Below are 22,279 nucleotides of genomic sequence, written 5' to 3'. Positions count from 1 at the left end.
ATTTCAGGACTAGACATTTGAACCAAATTTATGATAAAGAAAACCTCACTGATATTAATTATGGGAATTTTAAGCTTCTTTGGTTTTAAATCAAATAAAACCGACAATATTACTTACGAAAAGCAAATTGAAGTTTTCAAAGCATTAGGGTATGAATTCGCAGATGGCGTTACGAAAGAAATGATTTTGACAGATGGCTATGGAGAACCAATGTGGGACCAAATCCGAAAGGAAAGGCTGAAACAAATAGAGGAAAAGCCCTTTTCTCGGCTCTATTTTTATTATGGCTGGAGAAGTCCGAAAATTCCAACCTTGAATTTTAGTGACAAATGCATTTGGTTTGACCTTGAATTTATAGACTCACCAGAACAATATATCTGGTTTATGAAAAGAATGGGAACTATCACTGATGGCGAAATTGAATACACAGAAATTTCTATTGTAGTTGACGATGAAAATTACGAATGGATTCACTTTAAAGTAAATGGCATCAGTAAAAAATGGAAATTGCAAAAAGTCGGTTATATCGCTGATTCATTTTTTAAAAGGTTTTCTTATTTACCAGACGAACTAAAGACAAAGGGGAAATACACCTACTATGATGATGGCGGACAACAATTCGTAATTGACTATGCCACGGAAAGTGAACAAAAGGAATTCAATGAAAAAACTGGCTTAAATAGAGAATGGTTAGACGATGGAAATCATTTTAACGAGCCGAAATAAAAACTACAGCTAACAACGGCTATAGTTCATTACGGCTGAAATTCCTAATCGGAATTTCAAGCCTTTTTGCTAAATTTATGGTTACGGCGGAATGATACTCGCGTACCATTCCGTAACGAAACCATAGCCAAAACCGTTGTGTGTCATTTGAAAAAAGAAATAGAATAAGAAATGTCAAATAGTTTTTTTGAACTTAGTGGAACACCAAGAGTAATTGGAAAAAATTCCGAAGTGGAATTTAAAGAAATGGTTTCAGCAAGTGAAGGAACTATTAGAGATTTAATCTATAAACCAGATATCTTAAAAAACAGCGATGAACATCCTCGCTATAAAGTAAAGTCAATTACATTTATAAATGTCAGTTTCGCAAAGACAAAACTAAAAAATATTGATTTCACTTCTTGTCACTTCGAAGACTGTTTATTTTTTGGAAGTACTTTAGATAATTGTCAATTTCACAGATGTACATTCAAAAACGTAAACACACATCAAATCCTAATTAAACGTACCTATATAGACCCTATAAGTTTTAAAAATAACTACCAAAAGAAAGACATTGAAAAGTCTAATATGGCAGTTCACTTATTCCAACAGCTATTAAACAATTCAAGAGATGAAGAACAATCTGAGTTTGCAAGAATAGCCAATTATTATTTCCAGAAATGGGAAGGTCGACTGACAAGAAGTAAATTTTTTAAAAGCCAACCTTATAAAATAAATTTTCAAACTTTTGCAGTTGAGTATATTCCTAATTTTCTATATCGATGGATATTTGGTTATGGCCTAAGACTAAGAAGTTTTATCGCAACTTTCTTTGTTCTTTATGGAGTATTTTACTTTACCAACTTAAATTATTGGAATGAATATGGATTTCACGAAAAGGACTTTGCAATCGCATCTTTCAATTCAGAGAACATTAGCCCAATAGCAAACATCTTTTTTACAGCAGATGCAATGACGCAATTAGTAGATTCTCAATTTCAACCCCAAACTGATTTTGGAATGTATATGTTGACAATGCAAGGCTTTTCAGGCTTCATTCTTTTAAGTTTTTTAATAACAGTTTTAATAAATCGATTTGTAAAATGAAAAATTATAGTGTTGCAGTTTTCGGCAGTTCATTGAGAGCAGATTTTGATAAATATAGCGATAGAGATTTATTAGTTGTGGCTAATAATTTTAAAACTTTAGAGAAGTTGAAAGAAACCTATTATAAAGATGGTTGGTCTATCTCATTTTACACATACTCAAAACTTGAATATTTATCAAAAAATGGTAGTTTATTTATCAAGCATTTACAAAAAGAATCAAAAATCATTATTGACCCAAATGATAGATTTAAAGATATAATAAATCATTTCAATCCAAAGACAGATTATAAAAAGGACATTAAAGATTGTGAGAATTACTTTAACATAATTAAGACTGTTCCGAAAACTACTTTAGGTTTTGCTTGGTTTTGCGATTGTCTTTTTGTTGGATTGAGGAATTATTTAGTGTTTAAAAATGCGGAGAATGGAATTTTTGAATTCTCATTTATAAAACTACTAAACGGACTAAAAGAGCAAGGTTTAATAAATCAATCTGATATTAACCTTTTAAGGGAATTAAGAGTTGTAAAAAGAAACTATAGAGAAGAAATCCTTGATGAATTACCTTCATTGGACTTCATTAAAAAAGTAATACCTATTGTAAAAGATTTAGGGATTTTAGATTCTGTAAAGTTTGTTGAGTCAGAGACATTTCAAAGTTTAATTGAAAAGTCTATTATCAAAAGTAAATTCAATCCTTATCAAAGATTAAGATTGGTGGAAGGATATTACTGTTCGCAAGATTTGAATATTCCTGAATTGAAAAAAATAATTAGTAACCCACAATTTTATGCTTGCAAAATGAAAGACAATGATTTTACTCTCAATTTGATATCGGAAATAAAAAAACGCCACACAACATTGTATAAAAATAATAGCGGTATAATCGCTAAAACTAAATGAAATTTATAAATCAAAAGACAGTGATGTACCGAAAAGTAAGTGTATAAAATCCGCTACTATTCTTATACGTTACCGTTGTAGCACATATGACCAAACCATAGCAAAATGGGAAGAATACATTTATTTGAGTTTGAAGACCAAAAATGGTTTCCGACTTTTTTAAGGAATTACGGAACTGACTTTTTACAGTTTTTGTCCAATAAGACAAAAATGTACAAACCAATTATCCCAATAATTGAAAAAGGGTTGCTAAAGAGTAAAACGAATCAAATTATTGACCTTGGTTCAGGAGGTGGTGGCGGACTTATTTGGTTGAACTCTGAATTGAAAAATGAAATACCTGACCTGAAAATAATCTTGACGGACTTTTACCCCAACATTCCAGCATTCAAATTCACAAAAGAGAAAGCGAACAATTTCGAGTATGTGGAAAAACCAGTTGATGCAAGAAATGTACCCGATGAATTAAAAGGATTGAGAACTCAATTTTTATCATTGCACCATTTTAAGCCAAAAGATGCAAAACTAATCCTTCAAAATACCATTGACACAGGTAGTTCAATTGCAATATTTGAAGGGCAGGAAAGAAGTGTTCCAAGTATCTTGGCTATGCTATTTTCCCCAATAAGTGTTCTGTTGGTAACGCCATTCATAAGACCATTTAAATTCGGACGGATTATTTTTACTTATTTAATCCCAATTGTGCCTCTTTTTGTATTGTGGGATGGAATTGTTTCTTCATTACGGACTTATTCCATCAAAGAAATGAACGCTCTTGTTGAAAATTTGAAAGGAACGGAAAATTATGATTGGGAAATTGGTAAAGTAAAATCAGGACCGAGCATTGTTTTATATTTATTAGGAACACGAAAAGAATAAATACGTGCTACAACAACGTATATAAAAAATAGCGGTTTAATCGTTCACACGAAACAAAATTAATAAATTAGAGGTCATTGTAAAACTGAAAAATCAGTAAGTAAAATCCGCTACTTTTCATATACTAGACCGTTGTGAGTAATTTTGACCCGTCCTGAATAAAGGCTACATAATTTCAAACATTATGTACAAAAATGACAAAGTAATCAGACGGTATTCAGAACCTTTTAAACTGAAAATTTTAGACGAACTTACAACAGGAAAACTAAACAAATATCAACTAGGGAAAGCCTACGGTATTGCACCAACTACCATTAATGAATGGATAAGAAAGTACAACCGTAAAGACCTTATGAACACTAGAATAACTGTGAAAACCAAAGACGAAATAACACGCATTAAAGAACTTCAAAAAGAGATTGAACAACTAAAAAAATTGTTGTTAAAGAAAGATCTAGATGCAATGATTCAAGATTCATACCTGGAAGTTGCTGCCGAAGATCTTGGCTATAAATCTGTTGCAGAACTAAAAAAAAAGCTAAATATAGAGCGCTAAGTAAAACCAAAGACAAAGCTAAAGGATTTGCGTCTTTAACCACTATTTGTATGGCTTTCGGGCTTAAACGTGATGCGTACTACAAGTATAAATATAGAGCTGACAAACGTTTAAAACTTGAACAACAGATCATTCAAATTGTGAACCAAAAGCGCAGGTCCTTGCCTAGAGAAGGCGTACGTAAACTCAAAATATCTTTAAAAAATGAGTTTGATAAAGCAAACCTTAAAGTAGGCAGAGACACGCTTTTCAACATTCTTAGAAAACACAATATGCTTATAACCAGAAAGAAACCCAGCTACAGAACTACCAATTCTTTTCATAGGTTTTACAAACATAAAAACATCATAAAAGATGTACTTGTTAATAGACCTAATCAGGTTTGGGTATCGGATATTACATACATCAGAACTGTAAAAGGATTTTGCTACTTGGCCCTTATAACTGACATGTATTCTAGAAAAATCATAGGTTACGACCTTAGTGATAGCCTTGAACTTAGCGGTTGTACCAGAGCTCTTAAAAAAGCATTATATCAAGCTAAAAACACAGAAAACCTAATACATCACTCGGATAGAGGCATACAATATTGTAGCAATATATACACACAAATTTTAAAGAGAAACAACATCAAAATTAGTATGACAGAAGAAAATCATTGCTACGAAAACGCTATTGCTGAACGTGTAAACGGCATCCTAAAAGACGAGTTTTATCTTGACCAGACCTTTGATAGCGTACAACACGCCAAAAGAGCAACAAAAAGTGCAATCAATCTATACAACGAAATTAGATTACATGTATCTTTAGACTATAAAACACCAAATATGGTATATTTAAAAACAGCGTAAATCAATTTTTAACCTGTAGCCATATTTCAGGACTAGACATTATCAGAAACCACTAACCAATGATTAAATTCTTTAGAAAAATTAGACAAAACTTACTTTCAGAAGGGAAAACTGGAAAATACTTAAAATATGCTATTGGTGAAATAGTGCTTGTGGTTATCGGGATTTTAATTGCTTTGCAGATTAATAATTGGAATGAAAGTCGAAAAGAATCCAATTATGAGCAAAAATTTCTCAATGAATTGAAATCTGATTTTTTATATAATAAGGAAGAGTTGAATAGAAATATTAAAAAAGCAAATAATTTGACCCATAATGGAGATAGCATTATATACATTTTGAGCTTATCAAAAAAGGATGTGGACTTGATTAAGGTTTTCAATCTTACGAGAAGATTATACGGTTATTCGACTTTTGACCCTTCAAATGGGGGGCTAAATAACCTAATGAGTTCTGGAAATCTAAACATCATTAAAAATGATTCTTTGCGAATGAATCTTTCAAAATGGCCAGCAATGGTAGAGGATGTTAAAGAAGATGAGAAGCGATTAATTGAATATGGAGACACCTATCTTGAACCTCATTATTTAAAGTATTTTTATTATGAGTCCGGTTCTAGACTAATTGACCCAACATTGTTAGAAGATGTTCAATTCGAGAATATTGTCAGAACTATAAGAGGTAGAGCAAATTACATAGTTGAAAATTACAAAATATTGGAAATAGAAATAGATAAGATTCTGACTGAAATCCAAGGAGAAGTGAGTTCCAATAAAGAATAACGAAAGCACAACAACGGCTATAATCCATTGCTTGCTAAATGCTAATCCAAAAATCGTTACCTTTAACTTGTGGACTTGCAACAAAAAATTGGACTTTAAGTTGAATGACTAAGCTGCTAGTTTTTGGTTATACATATCTAATTCAAATTCTCTTATAGTTTTGTTTCCTAAAAAGGAATGTCTCCTTTTATTATTGTACCAAGTTTCTATCCATCCAAAGATGGATAACTCCGCTTCAGATCTTAATCTATAATTGTGCCTATAAACCCATTCTACCTTTAATGATTTAAAGAACGATTCTGCAACGGCATTATCCCAGCAGTTACCTTTTCTGCTCATAGATTGGTTTACTAAACCATCGTAACTTTTAATTAAAGAGGTAAACTTATGGCTGGCATATTGTATACCTCGGTCTGAATGAAAAATTAAATCTTGGGTTAGGGTTGCTTTCTTTATAGCCATATGCCAAGCTTTAATAATAGTATCCTCTGTGCTTAAATTGTCACTTAGAGCCCACCCAACAACTTTACGGTTAAACAAATCAATGATTACAGTAAGATATAACCAGCCTTGTTTGGTTTTGATTTAGGTAATGTCACTTACCCAAACTTGATTCTGCCTGCTTACTTCAAAGTTTTGGTTTAACAAATTAGGTGCTATTGGGTAATTATGTTTACTATCAGTGGTTGCTTTAAATTTACGTTTTCGTTTTGCAAACAAATAATTAGCACTCATAATACGCGCCACTCTGGGCTTTGATATTTTATAGCCTAATGTCTCCAGTTCTGTTTTTATTCTTGGCGATCCATAACTTTGAAAGCTATCTTTAAATATAGATTTTATAAGCGCAGTTACCTTTTGATTTTCTAACCATAATTTACTTGGCCCTGATTGCAGCCAATGATAATAACCGCTTTTGCTTACCTTTAATATTTTACACATCATCTCGACAGGAAACCTCATAAGATGCTGTTTTATAAACCTGTATTTTTCCTGTCGCTCTTGGAGAAGATGCTGATGGCCTTTTTTAAGATGTCACGTTCCATTTCAGCTTCTTTTAACGCTTTTTTTAAACGGAATATTTCTTTTTCTTCATCAGTCAATTTAGGCTTGCCTCGACCAGGAAAACTATTTTTGCCATAATCCTTCAACTCTTTTCGCCAACGATAAAGAACCGATGGAAATATATCTAAATCTTCACTTACTTGTTTTACGTTGCCTTTGGCATAGCTCAACTCAACTGCCTTTTGTTTAAATTCTAAAGTGTAATGTTTGGGTTTACTTCTCATAATTGCTAAGTTAATAACTAGCAAACATATTCTCTCATCTTTTTGTCCAGTCTAATATAGGAAGTCCAGTTGTTTTATTGCATCGTGAATAACATGTTCAGATTGAAGAAATAATAATATAGAAAAGGTGTTTTATTTTCTTATAACTGAAGTTTTTTACTTTAATTTACATAGCTAATAATCTAAATCACTGAAACACTATTACATATTATGAAGAACATCTATTTTGTACGTACCCTATGCTTTCTTTTTTTAGTCACGTTAAGTTGTCAAAGCACAAAAGTAGTTAATGCATGGAAAGCTGAAGAATCAATAGTTAATGCATTTAAAGAAAAAAATGTTTTAGTCATTGCCAGAACAGCAAATGATCAAGGACGTATAGCTTTTGAAGTTGAAATTGCCAATGCGTTAAGAGCAAAAGGAATAAAAGCTACAGAAAGCTATACTAAAGCACCTAAAATTTATCCGAATAAAGAAATTACTGAAGAGCGCGTAGCGTTTATTAGAAGCCTTATGGAAAGTGAAGGTTATAATGGGGTAATGCTTACCGTTATAAAAGATAAACAACAAACGGTAACAAAAAGCCATAATGGTATTTATATGGGAGCAAGCTATAATAATTTCTACCCGGGTTATTATGGTAATTTCTACAATTACTTTAGTTACCCATATGCTTATGGCTCCTATTATAATTCTTTTGGAGGCTATGTAACCAGTTCAACATCTACTAGTGTAAGTACAGATTATGTTTTAGAGACTGTGGCTTATAATCTTGATGAGCCCGCAGATAAACAATTAGTAGGGGTTGTAACCACCAAACTTTATGATCCAAAAGATGCTCATAAGGTAGCAAGTAAAATTGTGCCAAAAGTAGTTGAGGAATTAAACAAAAAGTAAAATATAAGTAAGTATGAAAAATAATGACACCATAACTACCACGTTAAAAACATTGGTTTTATTAGTTTTACTGGTATGGTGTTTTACAATAATCAAGCCGTTTGTGCTTATTATGGTTTGGGGCATTATTTTAGCCATATCATTATTTTCCGTCTACAATTATTTTATCAAAAAAGCAGGCGAAGGAAACAAAAAGCATATCACTCTAATTTTTGCTTTATCGGCCACTGTAGTATTTATTGCTCCAACCTATGCTATATCAACATCTTTGGCAAATTCATTTGTTGATATTATTGAGGGTATAAGAAATCATACTCTAGCTATTCCGTTGCCTAGTGAGAGTGTTAAGCAATGGCCTTTTATAGGTGAAACGGTCTTTAAAAATTGGAGCGACTTGTCTTCTGATATTCAAAATTATCTTATCAAACACAGTGCTTTTATTCTGGATAAGATTCCAAATATTCTTTCCGGTTTAAAAGGGTTTATTGGAACTTTTTTTACATTTTTTGTGTCTTTTATAGTGTCTATTGCATTGATGTATAATGCCACATACCTTAAACAAAGGATGCTTTTAATTATTAATAAGCTTACAAATAATGATGGAGAAGAAATCATATCCATTTCAAGTAAGGTAATAAAAAGTGTTGTTAAAGGGGTATTATTGGTAGCTTTGATTCAATCGGCTCTTGCTTTTGTTGGTTTTAGAGTTATAGGTATTCCTGCAGCAGGTGTTTTTACTTTTTTGGTTTTGGTACTTGGTATTATTCAAATTCCGGTATTACTGGTTATGTTACCCGCAATAATGCTTTCATTTTCAATGGCTGATACCACTTCGGCTATCATTTTTACCATTTATACCATATTAGTAGCACTATTAGACAATGTTCTAAAACCCATATTCTTAGGAAAAGGTTTAAAAACTCCAACTATTTTGATTTTATTAGGTACTATAGGCGGTATGCTTTTACATGGTATTATAGGTTTGTTCATAGGTCCTGTTGTTTTGGCTGTTATGTATAGAATGTTAGAGTATTGGACTTTTGGGGAGCGAACAAAAGTTTAGACATTTTGTTAAGGCAAGTTTATGCTAATCTAACAGTTTGGTAAAGAAATTATAAGTTTTTTGTTTTATTTAAAATCGATGTCTAAAATTTCAAAAAAATATTCTATTTTTAGAAAAAACATTGAAATTTATGAAAATAAAACAACTATTGGCAGGCTTTTTAGTAGTCTGTGGGTTGCAGGTAATGTCTGCTCAAAAAAACAAAAAACCCAATATCTTGGTTATATGGGGTGATGATATTGGGTATTCCAATATCAGTATCAACAGTCAAGGTATGATGGGCTATCAAACTCCAAATATTGATGCCATTGGAAAAGAAGGCGCCGTATTTACCGATTGGTATGCCCAACAGTCTTGTACAGCTGGTCGTGCGGCCTTTATCTTAGGGCAGCATCCTTTTAGAACAGGATTACTTACCATAGGAATGCCTGGAGCAGAGCAAGGTATTCAGGAAAATCAGCCAACAATTGCAGAATTGCTTAAGCCTCAAGGTTATGTGTCTGGTCAATTTGGTAAAAACCACTTAGGAGATCGAGATGAACATTTGCCAACAAATCATGGCTTTGATGAGTTTTTTGGGAACCTTTATCATTTAAACGCAGAAGAAGAGCCTGAAACCTATTATTACCCGAAAAATCCCGAATTTCACAAAAAATTTGGACCAAGGGGTGTATTGCATTCTTATGCCGATGGCAAAATAGAGGATACAGGACCAATGACACGTAAGCGCATGGAAACGGCTGATGAAGAGTTTACTGATGCCGCAATTGCCTTTATTGAAAAAGCACATAAGGCAGGTAAGCCATTCTTTGTTTGGTTAAGTGCTACACGTATGCATGTTTGGACGCATTTAAAGGAAGAAAGCGAAGGTGTTACAGGTATTGGCTTGTACCCAGATGGCATGGTGGAACATGACAAAGCTATTGGTAGAGTATTAGACAAACTTAAAGAATTGAAGATTGTTGATAATACTATAGTGATGTATTCTACTGATAATGGAGCAGAGAAATTCACTTGGCCTGATGGAGGGACAACACCGTTTGCAGGAGAAAAAGGTTCTACTTGGGAAGGTGGTTTTAGAGCACCCTGTGTTATTCGATGGCCGGGAGTTATAAAACCAGGAACAATTATAAATGATATTCATTCTCACGAAGATATGATGCCAACATTGCTTGCAGCCGCTGGTGTACCAGATGTTAAAGAAAAACTTTTAACGGGATATGTAGCTGCCGGAAAAACTTTTAAAGCCCATTTAGATGGCTATAATATGTTGCCATTTTGGAAAGGAGAGGTAAAGGAATCTCCAAGGAAAGAAATATTCTATTTTGATGCAGGAGGAAACCTTAATGCGCTAAGGTATCAAAACTGGAAGATTCACTTTGCAATCATGGAGGGTAGTATTAATGAAGCCTATAGAAAAACGCCTTCATGGCCTATCGTCATTAATTTAAGGGCAGATCCCTTTGAAGTATCTTATAAATCAGCCTTATACACAAGATGGTATGGTGATAATATGTGGATGTTCGTACCAGCTCAAGCATATGTTGCTAATTTTTTAAGTTCTTTTAAAGACTTTCCTCCAGTTGAAGGAGGCACTTTAAGTGTTGATGCTGTAATAGCTAAAATGAAAAGCAGACCGCAAAATTAAGAGGTAATCTGAATAATATAGGCAGTTTTTAGCTTTAATAAGCTAATGCTGCCTTTTTTAATACAACCATGAAGCACGTTATAATATGTAGTTGTTTAATGTTCTTAACCTTTTCGTGTAAAGAACAAAAAGCAAGTTTACTCGAGTCAACTGTACTAGAAAGTAAACAAACAGACCCACTTTCTTCTTGGCATGATACGCCTACTAAACAAGCTATTATAAGTTACGTTAAAGAGGTTACAAATACAGAAAGTGCAAAGTTTATTCCAGTTTCTAATCGTGTGGCTACGTTTGACAACGATGGTAACCTATGGTCAGAGCAACCTTTGTATTTTCAATTATTCTTTGCGATTGACAGAATTAAAGCAATGGCTAATGAACATCCTGAATGGAAAACTAAACAACCTTATAAAGCGGTTCTTGAAGACGACATGAAAACGCTTATGAGTTATGGTGAACATGGTATTCTTGAAATAGTCATGGCAACACATGCTGGAATGACCGTTGAAGCGTTTGACGCCATTGTAAAAAACTGGCTAAAAACAGCTCGTCACCCTAGGTTTAATAAGCCCTATAATGAGCTTGTTTACCAACCTATGTTAGAGCTTCTAGATTATTTAAGAGCCAATAACTTTAAAACTTACATTGTATCTGGGGGTGGTATAGATTTTATGAGACCATGGATTGAAGCCGTTTACGGTATACCTGTTGATCAAGTTGTGGGAAGTAGTGTTAAAACAGAGTTTGTTATTGAAGAGGACAAACCTTTAATAAAACGTTTACCAAAGATTGATTTTATTGACGATAAAGAAGGAAAACCAGTAGGTATACAACGCTTTATTGGCAAAAAACCAGTTTTCGCTTCTGGGAATTCTGATGGTGATTTTGCTATGCTGCGTTACACAGATTCTAACACTTATCCATCATTTCAATTGTATTTACATCATACCGATGCCGAACGCGAATGGGCTTATGATAGAGACTCGCATATTGGCAAACTCGATAAAGGCTTAGATTATGCCAATGCTAATGGGTGGACGGTAATTGACATGAAAAAAGATTGGAAAGTTATCTACCCTTTTCAAAAAGAGTAAAACTATTAACACAAACGCTATGTCTCCATTTGAATCCATTTCAACCCTAAAGTTAAAAATGGCTGCGTCAATTATTGGCCAAGAACATCTTATTGATCGAATTATATTGGTGCTTTTAGCAAACGGCAACATGTTACTTGAAGGTTTGCCAGGATTGGCAAAAACAAGAGCAATAAATGCGCTATCCAAAAACCTAGATTGTGGTTTAAGTAGAATTCAGTTTACACCAGATTTATTACCTTCAGATATTACAGGAACAGAGATCTATATTCCCAATGAAAAAGAAAAATTCGTTTTTCAAAAAGGCCCTATTTTCAATAATTTGATTTTAGCCGATGAGATTAACAGAGCTCCGGCAAAAGTACAGTCGGCATTACTAGAAGCCATGGAAGAACGTCAAGTAACGGTAGCTGGTACAACCTATAAAATGGATGAATTATTTATGGTAATGGCCACTCAAAATCCAATTGAACAAGAAGGAACCTATCCTTTGCCTGAAGCTCAAATGGATCGATTTTTAGTGCATACCATAATAAGCTATCCTGATGATGATGCAGAACTTGAAATCATGCGCTTAAATAAACAAGAAGCTTTAGTAAAACCAAATGTTGCGAGCAATGAGGTTATTCCTAAAACATCAGTTTTTGAGGCTAGAAAAGAGATTGCTCAAATAAAGGTTTCTGAAGATATTGAAAAATATGTGGTTAGCCTTATTTCTGCAACACGATATCCAGAAAAATACGATACCAGTCTCAGTGAGCTGATAAGTTTTGGATCAAGCCCTAGAGGAACAATTGCCTTAGACAGATGCAGCCGTGTAAATGCCTGGATGAACAATAGAGATTATGTCATGCCAGACGACGTACACCAAGTCATCAAAGATGTGTTAAGACACCGTATTGCTTTAAGTTACAAAGCTAGAGCAGAAGGCGTAAGTGTAGATGAGGTTATCGACAAAATTATAGAGGTTGTTGCAGTAATTGCTTAAATCAACCGTATGAAGCTCTACAAAAAAAAATATAGTCCGCCCAATGTGTTTTTATCACTTGAACACCTTTTAAAATTAGAGGTGTTTAGTTCAACATTACAAATAAGTGACAGTAAGAATAAATCAAACAGTATACTTTCTGGGCAGTACGCTTCTAAGCTACGAGGACGTGGTTTAGATTTTGAAGAAGTTAGACCCTATATTTTTGGCGATGATATTAGAAACATTGACTGGAAAGTTACCGCCAAAACAGGAAAAACGCACACCAAGATTTTTACTGAAGAAAAGGAAAAACCTGTTTTCATTTTTGTAGACCAAAGCAGCTCAATGGGGTTTGGTTCAAAAAATAAAACCAAAGCTTTTGTGGCTGGAGAAATTGCTTCAATAATTGCACATAAAACAAAAAAAAAGGGAGACCGCGTAGGCGGTTTAGTTTTTGGTGAAGATTACGAAATCATAACACCAAAACGTGATGCCAGAAATAGCATTTATTTTCTTCAGAAAATAGTTGAAGCCAATCAAAACATTTATAATTACGATATAAAAGATTTTGATAATTCTCTTGCTGAGATGTTTGCAAAAGTGAACAACATTGTAACGCATGACTATGTTGTTTTTATCATCAGTGATTTCCACAGGTATAACCCGGCTGTAATCAAATACCTCAGTCAGCTTGGGTTGCATAATGATATCATAATGATTAAAGTTTTTGATGAATTGGAAGATCACATTCCAAATGCACAACTTACCATTACCAATAAAACCAAGCAAATTAATTTAAACGGTAAAAACTCAAAAACTAAAGAAAAGGTAGAAGCTACTTTTGAAAAAGAATTTACCGATTTTAAGTCTGAACTTAGCAAATACAACATCACGTTACTTAAGGTCAACTGTTGCAATCCAATAGAAGAAGAATTACTAGAGGTCTTTTCTAATCTATAGACATACATAACTATGCTATTAATACTGCAAGAAAATACACTACAACCAATTATTGAGCCAGACCCAATTACGTTCACCCTGGAAACATTGGGCTGGAAACTTATTGGCGTGGTGCTTTTAGTTCTTGTACTATTTATAGTTTATAACATGTTTATACGTTATAAACAACGGGGATATAGACGAGCTGCTATACAAGAAATACAAAGCATTTCTAAACAAGACAAACAAGAGGTTTATCCCGCTATAGCAAAGGTTATGTTTTTACTCAAGCAAACAGCATTACGCACATATTCTAAGAACGAAGTAGCCTCACTCTCAGGAAGGGACTGGCTGGCACTAATGGATAGTAAAGTTAAATCCTCTTATTTTGAGCAACACGAAGCTGTAATCTCTAACGCTGTTTATCAAAACAAGTACAATACTGAAAGCAGCTTTGATATTGAAGAGTTCATTCAAACGAGTATAAAATGGATTAAAGATCATGCCTGATAAATTTGAATTTGCATATCCGTTTGTGGCGGTATTTGTTATCATACCCTTTTTAATATATTGGCTATTACCTGCCATAAAACACAGGAGTTCAGCTTTAATCTACCCCTATTTCAACTCAAGCGCAAAGGCTACTCATCAAAAACCTAAAAAATCTACTTATGTAAAAAAGCAGTTTTGGTTAACAAAAGTCATCATGTTTGTTATTTGGCTATTGCTTCTATTTGCTTTAGCGTCACCTCAATTGGTTGGTCAACCTGAAAAAAAAGTAAAAACGTCGCGTAGTTTTTTAATTCTTGCTGATTTATCATTTAGTATGGCCAATAACGATTGGGCTATTAATAATAAACGCGTAACACGATGGGAAGCCGTAAAAAACATCATGCAAGACTTCATTGTTAAACGCGAAAGCGATAAAATGGGACTTATTTTCTTTGCTAGTAATGCCTATATTCAGGCGCCTTTTACCACCGACCTTGAAACCGTAAAAACCATGCTTGATGAGGCCGATGTGGGTATGGCAGGACAAATGACTAATATTGGAAAAGCTATTGTAAAGGGTATGGATATGTTTCAACGCGATACCATACAAAACAAAGTCATGCTCTTGCTTACTGATGGTGTTGATAGTGGTACAAGCATATTGCCTCTTGATGCAGCCAATTTAGCAAAAAAAGATTCTACCATTATTTACACCGTTGGTATAGGCGATCCCGGAAGCAGTATGTCTGACCTTGACGAGCGTACTCTAACTGAAATAGCACAACTTACCAGCGGTAAATATTTTAGAGCCAAAAATACCGCAGAACTAGAACGTATTTATACCGAATTAGATCAGCTAGAACCTGTTGAGTACGAGGAAGAAACCTACATACCAAAAACACTATTATATCAGTACCCATTAGGAATAGCCTTATTGCTCGGCTTACTCTTAGTTTTAATTAATCATATTATAACAATAATTAAACGTTTAAAGGCTTAATCATGGTAGAGACTTTAAAACATATTAACTGGGAAGATTTTCATTTTTTGAGAACAAACTATGTTTTGTATATGATTTCCGGACTACTATTGATTATTTTAGGCTTTGTGTTTTATAAAGAATCTACCTCATGGGTAAATGCTATTGCCAAACACCTAAGACCTTATGTGATTCAAAAAGGAACGCGATGGAAATCTATGCTTATCAGAACTTCGGTGGTTATCATGTTCATCATTGGAATAGTTTCTTTTTTAGGCCCAACATGGAGTAGAATAAAAGCGCCTACCAAAAAGGTGAAATCTCAGTTTGTTATTGCCCTTGATATGTCTGAAAGTATGCTTGTAGATGACATATCTCCAAACCGATTAGAACGTGCTAAATTTAAAATTCACGACTTGTTAAAAGCAAACCCTAGAGCTGAAACCAACTTAATAGTTTTTGCAGCCTCATCGCATGTAGTTACACCTTTTACAACCGATTACAAAATTATTTTAGACCAAATTGATGGTTTGCAACCTAGAATGATGCCTGTTAAAGGAACAGGATTCAATGCCTTGTTTGATAAAATAGAAGCCTTATCACTTGACCCTGTTGCACAATCTAAAATATTACTAGTTACCGATGATTTGGAAGCCCTTTCTATTGAAAGAATTAACAACTTTTTACAAGAAAATAATGTAAAACTGTTTATATACCCATTTGCCACACCAACAGGAGGCACAATTCCTAAACACAACACAAAATCAGCACTCAACACCACAAAATTAAGCGCATTTACGGCTATTGAAAATGTCTTTTTTTTAGAAGCTACCTTGGACGATAGTGACGTAAAAGATTTGGCTAAAAGTGTTAGTAAAGAATTGATTTTTGAAGATAAAATTGATAAAGAAGATGAGTCATGGAAAGATCAAGGCTACTGGTTTTTAATTCCGTTAATGATACTGTTTTCGTTTTCTTTCAGAAAAGGCTGGAGTATCAACAGCTTGCTTCTATTGATTTGTTTGAGTTCTTGTAATTCAAATGACAAAACACCGAAATCAATCTCTTCATTTAAAGATTTATGGTACACCTCAGATTATCAAGGTCAGCAATTATATAACGATAAAGATTACGCAAATGCGGCTTTAAAATTTAATGACCCTATGCACAAAGGTGTGGCCTACTATAAAGCTGGTGATTTTGTTAGTGCAGAAGCAGCTTTCAAACAAGACACAACAACCAACGGGTTGTATAATTTAGGTTTAACTTATGCTAAGCTTGGAAAACTGGAAGCATCAAAAGAAGCTTTTGAACAGGTGCTAAGTAAATATCCTAACAACACAAAAGCAAAAGACAATTTAAAAATTATAGCCAAAGCCGTTGATAGTCTTAATGCCAATAAACCTAAAACCTTTAAAGAAGAAAAAGACAAGGCACTAGCCAAAAACAAGCAAAACGATTCTCCTGAAGATTTAAGTGGTGGCGGGCAAGAGGCTACCAAAAAAGATATGGAAAAGGAGCGGAAAGAAGAAACCGCAGAAACTGGCCAACGCAAAGGCAAGGAGCTTGATGAATTACCTGATGATTTTAAATCAGGTCAAGGCGCTTTACCAAAAAACATTTTGATGCGAAAAATAGATGACGACCCCGCTTTGTTTTTAACAAAAAAGTTTAGATATCAAGTCAAGAAAAAATTAGTACAACCTGAAAAAACAGCGCATTCATGGTAAAGCAATTGGGTTTCATGTTTCTGCTATTGGTTTTGGGCACGCAACTACATGCGCAAAGCATTATCAGTTATGCTACTTTAAACAAAAAGCAAGCGTATATAGGCGAACCCGTTCAGCTTACGGTTTCTGTGTATACATCAACTTGGTTCACTTCTGGCGTTGATGTAGGTAATATTCAAATTGATGGCGCACTAACGGTTTACTTCAGGTCTTTAAGTAATTCCAGAACATTTAATGGTAAAAAATATTCTGGTGTAAGCTTCTATTATAATCTCTTCCCCAATAAAACAGGTGAATTGATAATACCTAGCTTATCTATAAACGTTGAATCTCCTAAACCAGACAATTATAAAGGAATAAAACACGCTGTTAAAACAAAACCAGAAACTCTTAAGGTAAACGACATCCCAATGGGATATGACCCAAACAGTTGGTTAGTTTCAAATGGTTTAACCGTACAGCAAAAATGGTCGACACCTTTAACAAAAGTTAAAGTTGGCGATGTTGTGCAACGCACTATAACGCGCTCGGCAGGTGGCACATTATCTGAATTTATTCCTTCAACTGCATGGGATAGCATTCCCGGAATAAGCATTTACCCTAAGAGAGCTACAGTTAACACAACCAAAGCTAAAACCTATGTCTCTGCAAGTCGCACAGAAACAGTTAATTACTTGTTTGAAAAAGAAGGCAATGTACTTATCCCAGGTACTACATACACCTATTGGAACCCAGGAAGTCAAGTGTTTTATACCAAAACACTTGACGCTGTGCCAATAACAGTAGCACCAAACCCTGATTTAGAAATGCTGGCTAGCATTAAAAAGTCACTTCAAAAAACAGTTGAAGCAGAAGTTGAACAAGAAGAAAAACCGTTTACCATTTTGGGTTTAAGTGCAAAAAACTTCTCCATCTACGTATTAACTGGTTTATTGTTTCTTTTTGTGGTTTACAAACTCACCAAACGCCTATTGAGATGGATAAAACTAAAACGCTTACAGTATTTAAATTCTGAGAAATACGCGTTTAAACAAGCACTCTCAGCTTTAAAACAGCACGATTCTGGACAATTTTTGATAAAAAGCCGTATTTGGATAAAGACCTTAGACAGCAGATACGAGACCTTATCTAGTTTTGCGCAAAAGTTTAATTTTGAAAATTTAAATGATGCTTTGTTAAAGTATAATCAGGATGCATTTCAGAAAAAAACATCAGCAAATACAAAAGTGATAGTACACCTCAAAAATGCCTTAGTACAATCTAGAAAAGTATATTTGTTGCAAGATGAAAAGATTAAACCCAATAATAACAAGTGGCTTAACCCAACAGCTATTGATTAACCTGAAGCATCTTGAAAATGGCATTAGCAGCTTTTGTTTTTCCTTGCTTTTGGAGTATTAATGCCTTTAAATACTGGTAGTCGTTATTGTTAGGCATAATCTGCAAAGCCTTATTAATAAAATCATTTGCCAAGGATAAATCTTTTTCACCTTGAAAGTAGTAGGTAGATAAATTGTACATTGATCTGGTGTCATTTGGATCAACTCTTATGGCGGTTTGCAATTGCGCAATGGCTTTTTCATCTTCTTTTAACTCAAAATGCAATAAGGCTTTTAAATAATGTGGCCTACCTAAGTTAGGTTGCTTTTGTTCCCATAAATTCAAAACAGTAAACGCTTCATCATAATTTTGGTTTATGGAATAGGCTGTAGCTAAATTGGAATATGCTGGGTACACCAAACTATCTTTATAAAGGCTCATTTTATAGTGCTTTATAGCTTCAGAAACATTGTTCATTTGCATATAATAATCACCAAGTTGAAGTCTGCCTTCTGGAAAATCAGCATTGGTAAACATCATGTGCTCATATTCGGCTTTAGCTTGATAAACATAAGACTGGTGTTTAGGATCAAAGGTAGTTTCATTAATATCTAACACCAATTGGGCAGCCGCTATTCTTACCAATCTTGTAGAATCTTTTAAGTGCTCTACAGCTATAGTTTTTCTCATTTCTGGAGTTAAACTTCTAAACTCTAAAAGCGCTTTATATCTTACCAATGGAGACGGGTCTTTTAACGCCAAAAAGAGTACGTTAAACTCAGCTTGATTTAAGTAACTTAAGTTTTCTATAACGGTAGCTCTAGCTATTGCTGGAAATTCTAGGTTATTTATGAATATATTTAATGATTGTCTCTCAGAAGTTGTAAGTGCCAATTTGTTGCTTAACAATAGGGCATCTGAGAAATGTGACGCTCTTTCTTTTCCATACCAGGACTTGATCTTTTGAGCTGCCCATTGGTTTGATTTATCCTGATGACACTGGTTACAGGCATTTGGTGTACCATACTTAGCGGATTGATCTGGTCTAGGAATTCTAAAACTGTGGTCCCGCCTAAAATCATTACCCATATAAATCTTACCAGTCATATGGCAGTTAATGCACAATGCAGCATCTGTGTCTAAGTTATGAAAGTGATGCCTTGGTGAATTATATTCTGATGGAGCATGACATTGCAAACACAGTTGATTGCCATCAAATTTCAACTTTAAGCTGTGTGCATCATGGCAATCATTACATTTAACCCCTTGAGCATACATTTTACTTTGCAAGAAAGACCCATAAACGTAGTCTTCTTCATCTATTTGACCATCGGCATGATAATATGTAGAAGAGATACTTTGCAATAAATATTGATTTTCAAAAGTTTCACCTGGTTTTAAATCTTTGGTCAACTTTGTACGTCTTGCATGACATGGTGCGCAAAGTGAAAGTTGGTCTTCTTGCGTTTTACCATTGATGATATACGAATGACTATCTTTAATGTCTTTTGATGCCCATTCAACGTGGTTTCTACCTGGTCCATGACAACTTTCACAGGTCACATCAATTTCACTATACGTGGTATGAAAGGTGTCAGACTGTAGATCATAACCGCGCTTTAAATTTGTAGAATGACATTCAGCACACATGGTATTCCAGTTTTGAGCACCCTTAGTCCAATGTAACCAATCTGTTGTAATTATAGTTTGTCCTTTATACTGATGAAACCATTTGTTTTTAACGGCATCCCAAGTTACTCGTAACACTTGTTTTTTTCCACCTTCAAAATCAACTAAGTATTGTTGTAAAGGCGTAAAACCAAAGGTATATGCAATTTTATAGTCATTTACACTGCCGTCAATCTCTGTCACATTTACAATAAAGGCTTTATCTTTTGTATAAAAATGATAGGAAACACCATCAATAACCTGTTTTATATTGTTGAAATTACCTAAAACAGTTGATGCGTTTGCTATGTCCATAGCGCGGTCATGGTGTGATCCAGACCACTTTTTGTAAGTGTCTTCATGACAAGATTTACATTGATTAGAGCCTATATAGTTGCTGCTAACATGCGCAGAATGGGTTGGCGTTTCAATATTATTGTATGTTTTGTTTTTACAACCAAAAGTTAAAATGCAAATGGAAAATAAAAAATAGATGGTTTTATGGTGATTCATCAATGCAAAAATTGTTAAAAACAAACTTAGTTAAAACATTTATAAACAGCCCAATTAAGGAACAAACTTAAAGGCTGTTTGAATTAAATAATTTGTAACTTTGTTTATAACACGTAACAAATTAATCAAATTACAATTGCGCTATGATCAAGTATTTTACTCAAGAAAGAACGTTTAAGTCTTTATTTTTATTAATGGCAGGATTACTGTTTTCGGTCACATATTCTTACGCTCAAACTGTTGAAATCACGCCTTCTTATGGATATCAATTTGGGTCAAAACTCAATTATGGGTTCAATAATTTTATAAAAATTAAAGATAGCGACCAATGGGGCGTTACCTTAGGTTTTGAAACCTTTGATAATACCATGGCCGAGGTTTCATATACGCATCACAGTACTTCGGTTACGGTTAGAGATAGTTATTTTGATATTCCTGATGAAACAAGATTGGCAGATTTAGCTGCCGATTGGGTGATGATTGGAGGTACGAGATATTTTCCAAAAGAAAATATTAGACCATTTGCAGGAGCTGCCGTGGGACTTGTTTTCTTAAGTCCAAAGAATGAAAATAGAGAGATTACAGACCGCACTTATAGTAATGAAACCAGATTTTCGTTTTCTTTTAAAGCAGGTGTTAATATTATGTTTAGTGATCATGTTGGGATTAATTTGCAAGGTAATTTGTTATTTCCTGTTAATTGGGGGGGCTTCTACGTTGGGGGTGGCCCAGGTGGTATTAATGGTGGTGTTAGTGTGGCTAGCACAACCGTTATAGGTGGTTTTAGTGGCGGTTTAGTGTTTAGAATTTAATTTATGTATACTCAAACTAATAAAAAACAATTTCCTTGTTGTATAAATCTTTATTATTTCTAGTATTGCTTCCGGTTTTTGGCTTTTCTCAGAAAGATACTATTCGGTTAAAGGATAATAGCATTTTAGTAGGCGAGGTTAAACGACTTTCAAAGGCGGTTCTTACGGTGAAAACGTCTTATAGTGATAAAGATTTTCGTGTTCAATATAGTAAAGTAGAATCACTAGACATTCAGAAAAAATGCTTGATAATGCTTACCAAGGGGCGCCGCCGATTTGGAAATTTAACTACCGATAAAAATGGCTATGCCCGTATTACGTTATTAGATGGAACCCCAGAATATTATGTTATTAGTGAAATTGTAGCTCTAGATGAAATTGATGATCGTTTTTGGAAGCGAGTAAAAGTGTCTGTTGATTTAGGACTAAATATAGCTAAGGCAAATAATTATAAACAATTTTCAACCGCTGGTAGTTTGAGTTATATGGATAATAAATGGGTTGTAAATGGATCAATAAGTGTTTTGAATTCTAGGCAAGATAATGTTGATAACGTTAAAAGGACGGATGCAAAATTGAGTTTTTATAGAATTTTAAACAGAAAATGGTATCTTTTAGGCAATACCTCATTCCTGTCGAATACAGAGCAGGCACTGGTAGGAAGAACAAGTCCAAGTGCTGGTGTAGGTCGGTTTTTAATTGCTACCAATAAATTGTTTTTTTCAACTACATTAGGTTACACGTATAATATAGAAAATTATACAGATAATAGTTTGAATAAAACATCGTCAGAATTACTAATATCAGGAACGTTTAATGTTTTTGATCTAGAAGATTTGAGTTTAGAAACTACCTTGAGTATTTTTCCCAGCTTGTCAGAAAGTAGAAGGGTAAGGTCAGATTATAATTTAACTTTAAAATATGATTTGCCCCTTGATTTTTATTTAAAGTTAGGTTTTACCCTGAATTATGATAATCAGCCTGCTGTAGTAGGTAATGATACAGATTATAATATTACCACGGGCTTTGGATGGTCTTTTAATTAAGGCGTATGTCACAAATAAAAAAGAGCCACTT

20 protein-coding genes and 1 pseudogene are annotated in these 22,279 nt (G+C 34.0%); 19 read left to right on the top strand and 2 right to left on the bottom strand.

The window, feature by feature from the left end; genetic code table 11:
* Positions 1–30: 30 nt before the first annotated feature.
* The 7 genes from KFZ70_RS02415 to KFZ70_RS02385 all read left to right on the top strand — a co-directional run bounded on the left by KFZ70_RS02415 (position 31) and on the right by KFZ70_RS02385 (position 5,788).
* Positions 31–726 (top strand): hypothetical protein, encoded by a 696-nt coding sequence (locus KFZ70_RS02415; RefSeq protein WP_139698883.1) that lies wholly within the window; start codon positions 31–33, stop codon positions 724–726.
* Positions 727–897: 171 nt separating this feature from the next.
* A complete protein-coding gene (locus KFZ70_RS02410) occupies positions 898–1,815 on the top strand; it encodes a pentapeptide repeat-containing protein (RefSeq protein WP_139698882.1) in 918 nt (305 codons plus the stop codon).
* Complete coding sequence (locus KFZ70_RS02405; RefSeq protein ID WP_139698881.1) at positions 1,812–2,720, top strand: nucleotidyltransferase domain-containing protein; 909 nt, start codon at positions 1,812–1,814, stop codon at positions 2,718–2,720. The genes KFZ70_RS02410 and KFZ70_RS02405 overlap by 4 nt, the downstream gene beginning before the upstream one ends.
* Before the next feature lie 105 nt (positions 2,721–2,825).
* Entirely contained in the window at positions 2,826–3,599 is a 774-nt protein-coding gene (locus KFZ70_RS02400; RefSeq protein WP_139698880.1) for a hypothetical protein, read from the top strand.
* 184 nt (positions 3,600–3,783) lie between these two features.
* A complete protein-coding gene (locus tag KFZ70_RS02395; protein ID WP_099570149.1) occupies positions 3,784–4,155 on the top strand; it encodes a transposase in 372 nt (123 codons plus the stop codon).
* 50 nt (positions 4,156–4,205) lie between these two features.
* Positions 4,206–5,006: an IS3 family transposase gene (locus KFZ70_RS02390; RefSeq protein WP_407515876.1), complete on the top strand. Its 801-nt coding sequence runs from the start codon at positions 4,206–4,208 to the stop codon at positions 5,004–5,006.
* Positions 5,007–5,065: 59 nt separating this feature from the next.
* Complete coding sequence (locus KFZ70_RS02385) at positions 5,066–5,788, top strand: DUF6090 family protein (RefSeq protein ID WP_139698914.1); 723 nt, start codon at positions 5,066–5,068, stop codon at positions 5,786–5,788.
* Between the two features lie 108 nt (positions 5,789–5,896).
* Here the strand turns inward: KFZ70_RS02385 and KFZ70_RS02380 are convergent.
* Positions 5,897–7,101: pseudogene (locus KFZ70_RS02380) on the bottom strand (IS3 family transposase).
* A gap of 186 nt (positions 7,102–7,287) precedes the next feature.
* On the opposite strand from KFZ70_RS02380, the gene KFZ70_RS02375 reads away from it, so the two are divergent.
* The 10 genes from KFZ70_RS02375 to KFZ70_RS02330 all read left to right on the top strand — a co-directional run bounded on the left by KFZ70_RS02375 (position 7,288) and on the right by KFZ70_RS02330 (position 18,229).
* A complete protein-coding gene (locus KFZ70_RS02375; protein WP_139698290.1) occupies positions 7,288–7,974 on the top strand; it encodes a hypothetical protein in 687 nt (228 codons plus the stop codon).
* Positions 7,975–7,987: 13 nt separating this feature from the next.
* On the top strand, positions 7,988–9,037 hold the full coding sequence (locus KFZ70_RS02370) for an AI-2E family transporter (RefSeq protein ID WP_139698291.1): 1,050 nt from the start codon (positions 7,988–7,990) through the stop codon (positions 9,035–9,037).
* A 130-nt stretch (positions 9,038–9,167) separates the two neighbouring features.
* Positions 9,168–10,685: an arylsulfatase gene (locus KFZ70_RS02365; protein ID WP_139698292.1), complete on the top strand. Its 1,518-nt coding sequence runs from the start codon at positions 9,168–9,170 to the stop codon at positions 10,683–10,685.
* Between the two features lie 68 nt (positions 10,686–10,753).
* Positions 10,754–11,779, top strand: a complete 1,026-nt coding sequence (locus KFZ70_RS02360) for an HAD family phosphatase (protein WP_199240690.1) — start codon at positions 10,754–10,756, stop codon at positions 11,777–11,779.
* Positions 11,780–11,798: 19 nt separating this feature from the next.
* Positions 11,799–12,767: a MoxR family ATPase gene (locus tag KFZ70_RS02355; protein WP_139698293.1), complete on the top strand. Its 969-nt coding sequence runs from the start codon at positions 11,799–11,801 to the stop codon at positions 12,765–12,767.
* A 9-nt stretch (positions 12,768–12,776) separates the two neighbouring features.
* A complete protein-coding gene (locus KFZ70_RS02350; RefSeq protein ID WP_139698294.1) occupies positions 12,777–13,709 on the top strand; it encodes a DUF58 domain-containing protein in 933 nt (310 codons plus the stop codon).
* A gap of 12 nt (positions 13,710–13,721) precedes the next feature.
* Positions 13,722–14,198 carry a DUF4381 domain-containing protein gene (locus KFZ70_RS02345; RefSeq protein ID WP_139698295.1) on the top strand — a complete coding sequence of 159 codons (477 nt, stop codon included), beginning with the start codon at positions 13,722–13,724 and terminating at the stop codon, positions 14,196–14,198.
* The gene (locus tag KFZ70_RS02340) at positions 14,191–15,180 is read left to right on the top strand and encodes a VWA domain-containing protein (RefSeq protein ID WP_139698296.1); all 990 of its coding nucleotides are present in this window, start codon (positions 14,191–14,193) and stop codon (positions 15,178–15,180) included. Before KFZ70_RS02345 ends, KFZ70_RS02340 begins: the two co-directional genes overlap by 8 nt.
* 2 nt (positions 15,181–15,182) lie before the next feature.
* Positions 15,183–16,889 carry a VWA domain-containing protein gene (locus KFZ70_RS02335; RefSeq protein WP_139698297.1) on the top strand — a complete coding sequence of 569 codons (1,707 nt, stop codon included), beginning with the start codon at positions 15,183–15,185 and terminating at the stop codon, positions 16,887–16,889.
* Positions 16,883–18,229 (top strand): BatD family protein, encoded by a 1,347-nt coding sequence (locus tag KFZ70_RS02330; RefSeq protein WP_139698298.1) that lies wholly within the window; start codon positions 16,883–16,885, stop codon positions 18,227–18,229. Before KFZ70_RS02335 ends, KFZ70_RS02330 begins: the two co-directional genes overlap by 7 nt.
* On the opposite strand, the gene KFZ70_RS02325 is transcribed toward KFZ70_RS02330, so the two are convergent.
* Positions 18,219–20,390 (bottom strand): multiheme c-type cytochrome, encoded by a 2,172-nt coding sequence (locus tag KFZ70_RS02325; RefSeq protein WP_139698299.1) that lies wholly within the window; start codon positions 20,388–20,390, stop codon positions 18,219–18,221. The genes KFZ70_RS02330 and KFZ70_RS02325 overlap by 11 nt on opposite strands.
* Positions 20,391–20,533: 143 nt before the next feature.
* Between KFZ70_RS02325 and KFZ70_RS02320 the strand changes: the two genes are divergently transcribed.
* A complete protein-coding gene (locus KFZ70_RS02320; protein ID WP_139698300.1) occupies positions 20,534–21,202 on the top strand; it encodes an outer membrane beta-barrel protein in 669 nt (222 codons plus the stop codon).
* 38 nt (positions 21,203–21,240) lie between these two features.
* The gene (locus KFZ70_RS02315; RefSeq protein ID WP_139698301.1) at positions 21,241–22,248 is read left to right on the top strand and encodes a DUF481 domain-containing protein; all 1,008 of its coding nucleotides are present in this window, start codon (positions 21,241–21,243) and stop codon (positions 22,246–22,248) included.
* The last annotated feature ends 31 nt before the right edge of the window (positions 22,249–22,279 follow it).

Source organism: Allotamlana fucoidanivorans (assembly GCF_045788535.1).
GTDB classification, from domain to species: domain Bacteria; phylum Bacteroidota; class Bacteroidia; order Flavobacteriales; family Flavobacteriaceae; genus Allotamlana; species Allotamlana fucoidanivorans.
Note: the sequence above shows the minus strand (reverse complement) of the source record. Positions and strands in the feature narration are given on the sequence as shown.

Bases quoted from the DNA above. Each gene is read 5' to 3' on its own strand.
- KFZ70_RS02395 (WP_099570149.1), top strand. From the start codon at position 3,784: ATGTACAAAAATGACAAAGTAATCAGACGGTATTCAGAACCTTTTAAA.
- KFZ70_RS02360 (WP_199240690.1), top strand. From the start codon at position 10,754: ATGAAGCACGTTATAATATGTAGTTGTTTAATGTTCTTAACCTTTTCG.
- KFZ70_RS02320 (WP_139698300.1), top strand. From the start codon at position 20,534: ATGATCAAGTATTTTACTCAAGAAAGAACGTTTAAGTCTTTATTTTTA.
- KFZ70_RS02390 (WP_407515876.1), top strand. From the start codon at position 4,206: ATGGCTTTCGGGCTTAAACGTGATGCGTACTACAAGTATAAATATAGA.
- KFZ70_RS02400 (WP_139698880.1), top strand. From the start codon at position 2,826: ATGGGAAGAATACATTTATTTGAGTTTGAAGACCAAAAATGGTTTCCG.
- KFZ70_RS02345 (WP_139698295.1), top strand. From the start codon at position 13,722: ATGCTATTAATACTGCAAGAAAATACACTACAACCAATTATTGAGCCA.
- KFZ70_RS02350 (WP_139698294.1), top strand. From the start codon at position 12,777: ATGAAGCTCTACAAAAAAAAATATAGTCCGCCCAATGTGTTTTTATCA.
- KFZ70_RS02410 (WP_139698882.1), top strand. From the start codon at position 898: ATGTCAAATAGTTTTTTTGAACTTAGTGGAACACCAAGAGTAATTGGA.
- KFZ70_RS02375 (WP_139698290.1), top strand. From the start codon at position 7,288: ATGAAGAACATCTATTTTGTACGTACCCTATGCTTTCTTTTTTTAGTC.
- KFZ70_RS02405 (WP_139698881.1), top strand. From the start codon at position 1,812: ATGAAAAATTATAGTGTTGCAGTTTTCGGCAGTTCATTGAGAGCAGAT.
- KFZ70_RS02335 (WP_139698297.1), top strand. From the start codon at position 15,183: ATGGTAGAGACTTTAAAACATATTAACTGGGAAGATTTTCATTTTTTG.
- KFZ70_RS02385 (WP_139698914.1), top strand. From the start codon at position 5,066: ATGATTAAATTCTTTAGAAAAATTAGACAAAACTTACTTTCAGAAGGG.
- KFZ70_RS02365 (WP_139698292.1), top strand. From the start codon at position 9,168: ATGAAAATAAAACAACTATTGGCAGGCTTTTTAGTAGTCTGTGGGTTG.
- KFZ70_RS02355 (WP_139698293.1), top strand. From the start codon at position 11,799: ATGTCTCCATTTGAATCCATTTCAACCCTAAAGTTAAAAATGGCTGCG.
- KFZ70_RS02415 (WP_139698883.1), top strand. From the start codon at position 31: ATGATAAAGAAAACCTCACTGATATTAATTATGGGAATTTTAAGCTTC.
- KFZ70_RS02340 (WP_139698296.1), top strand. From the start codon at position 14,191: ATGCCTGATAAATTTGAATTTGCATATCCGTTTGTGGCGGTATTTGTT.
- KFZ70_RS02325 (WP_139698299.1), bottom strand. From the start codon at position 20,390: ATGAATCACCATAAAACCATCTATTTTTTATTTTCCATTTGCATTTTA.
- KFZ70_RS02330 (WP_139698298.1), top strand. From the start codon at position 16,883: ATGGTAAAGCAATTGGGTTTCATGTTTCTGCTATTGGTTTTGGGCACG.
- KFZ70_RS02370 (WP_139698291.1), top strand. From the start codon at position 7,988: ATGAAAAATAATGACACCATAACTACCACGTTAAAAACATTGGTTTTA.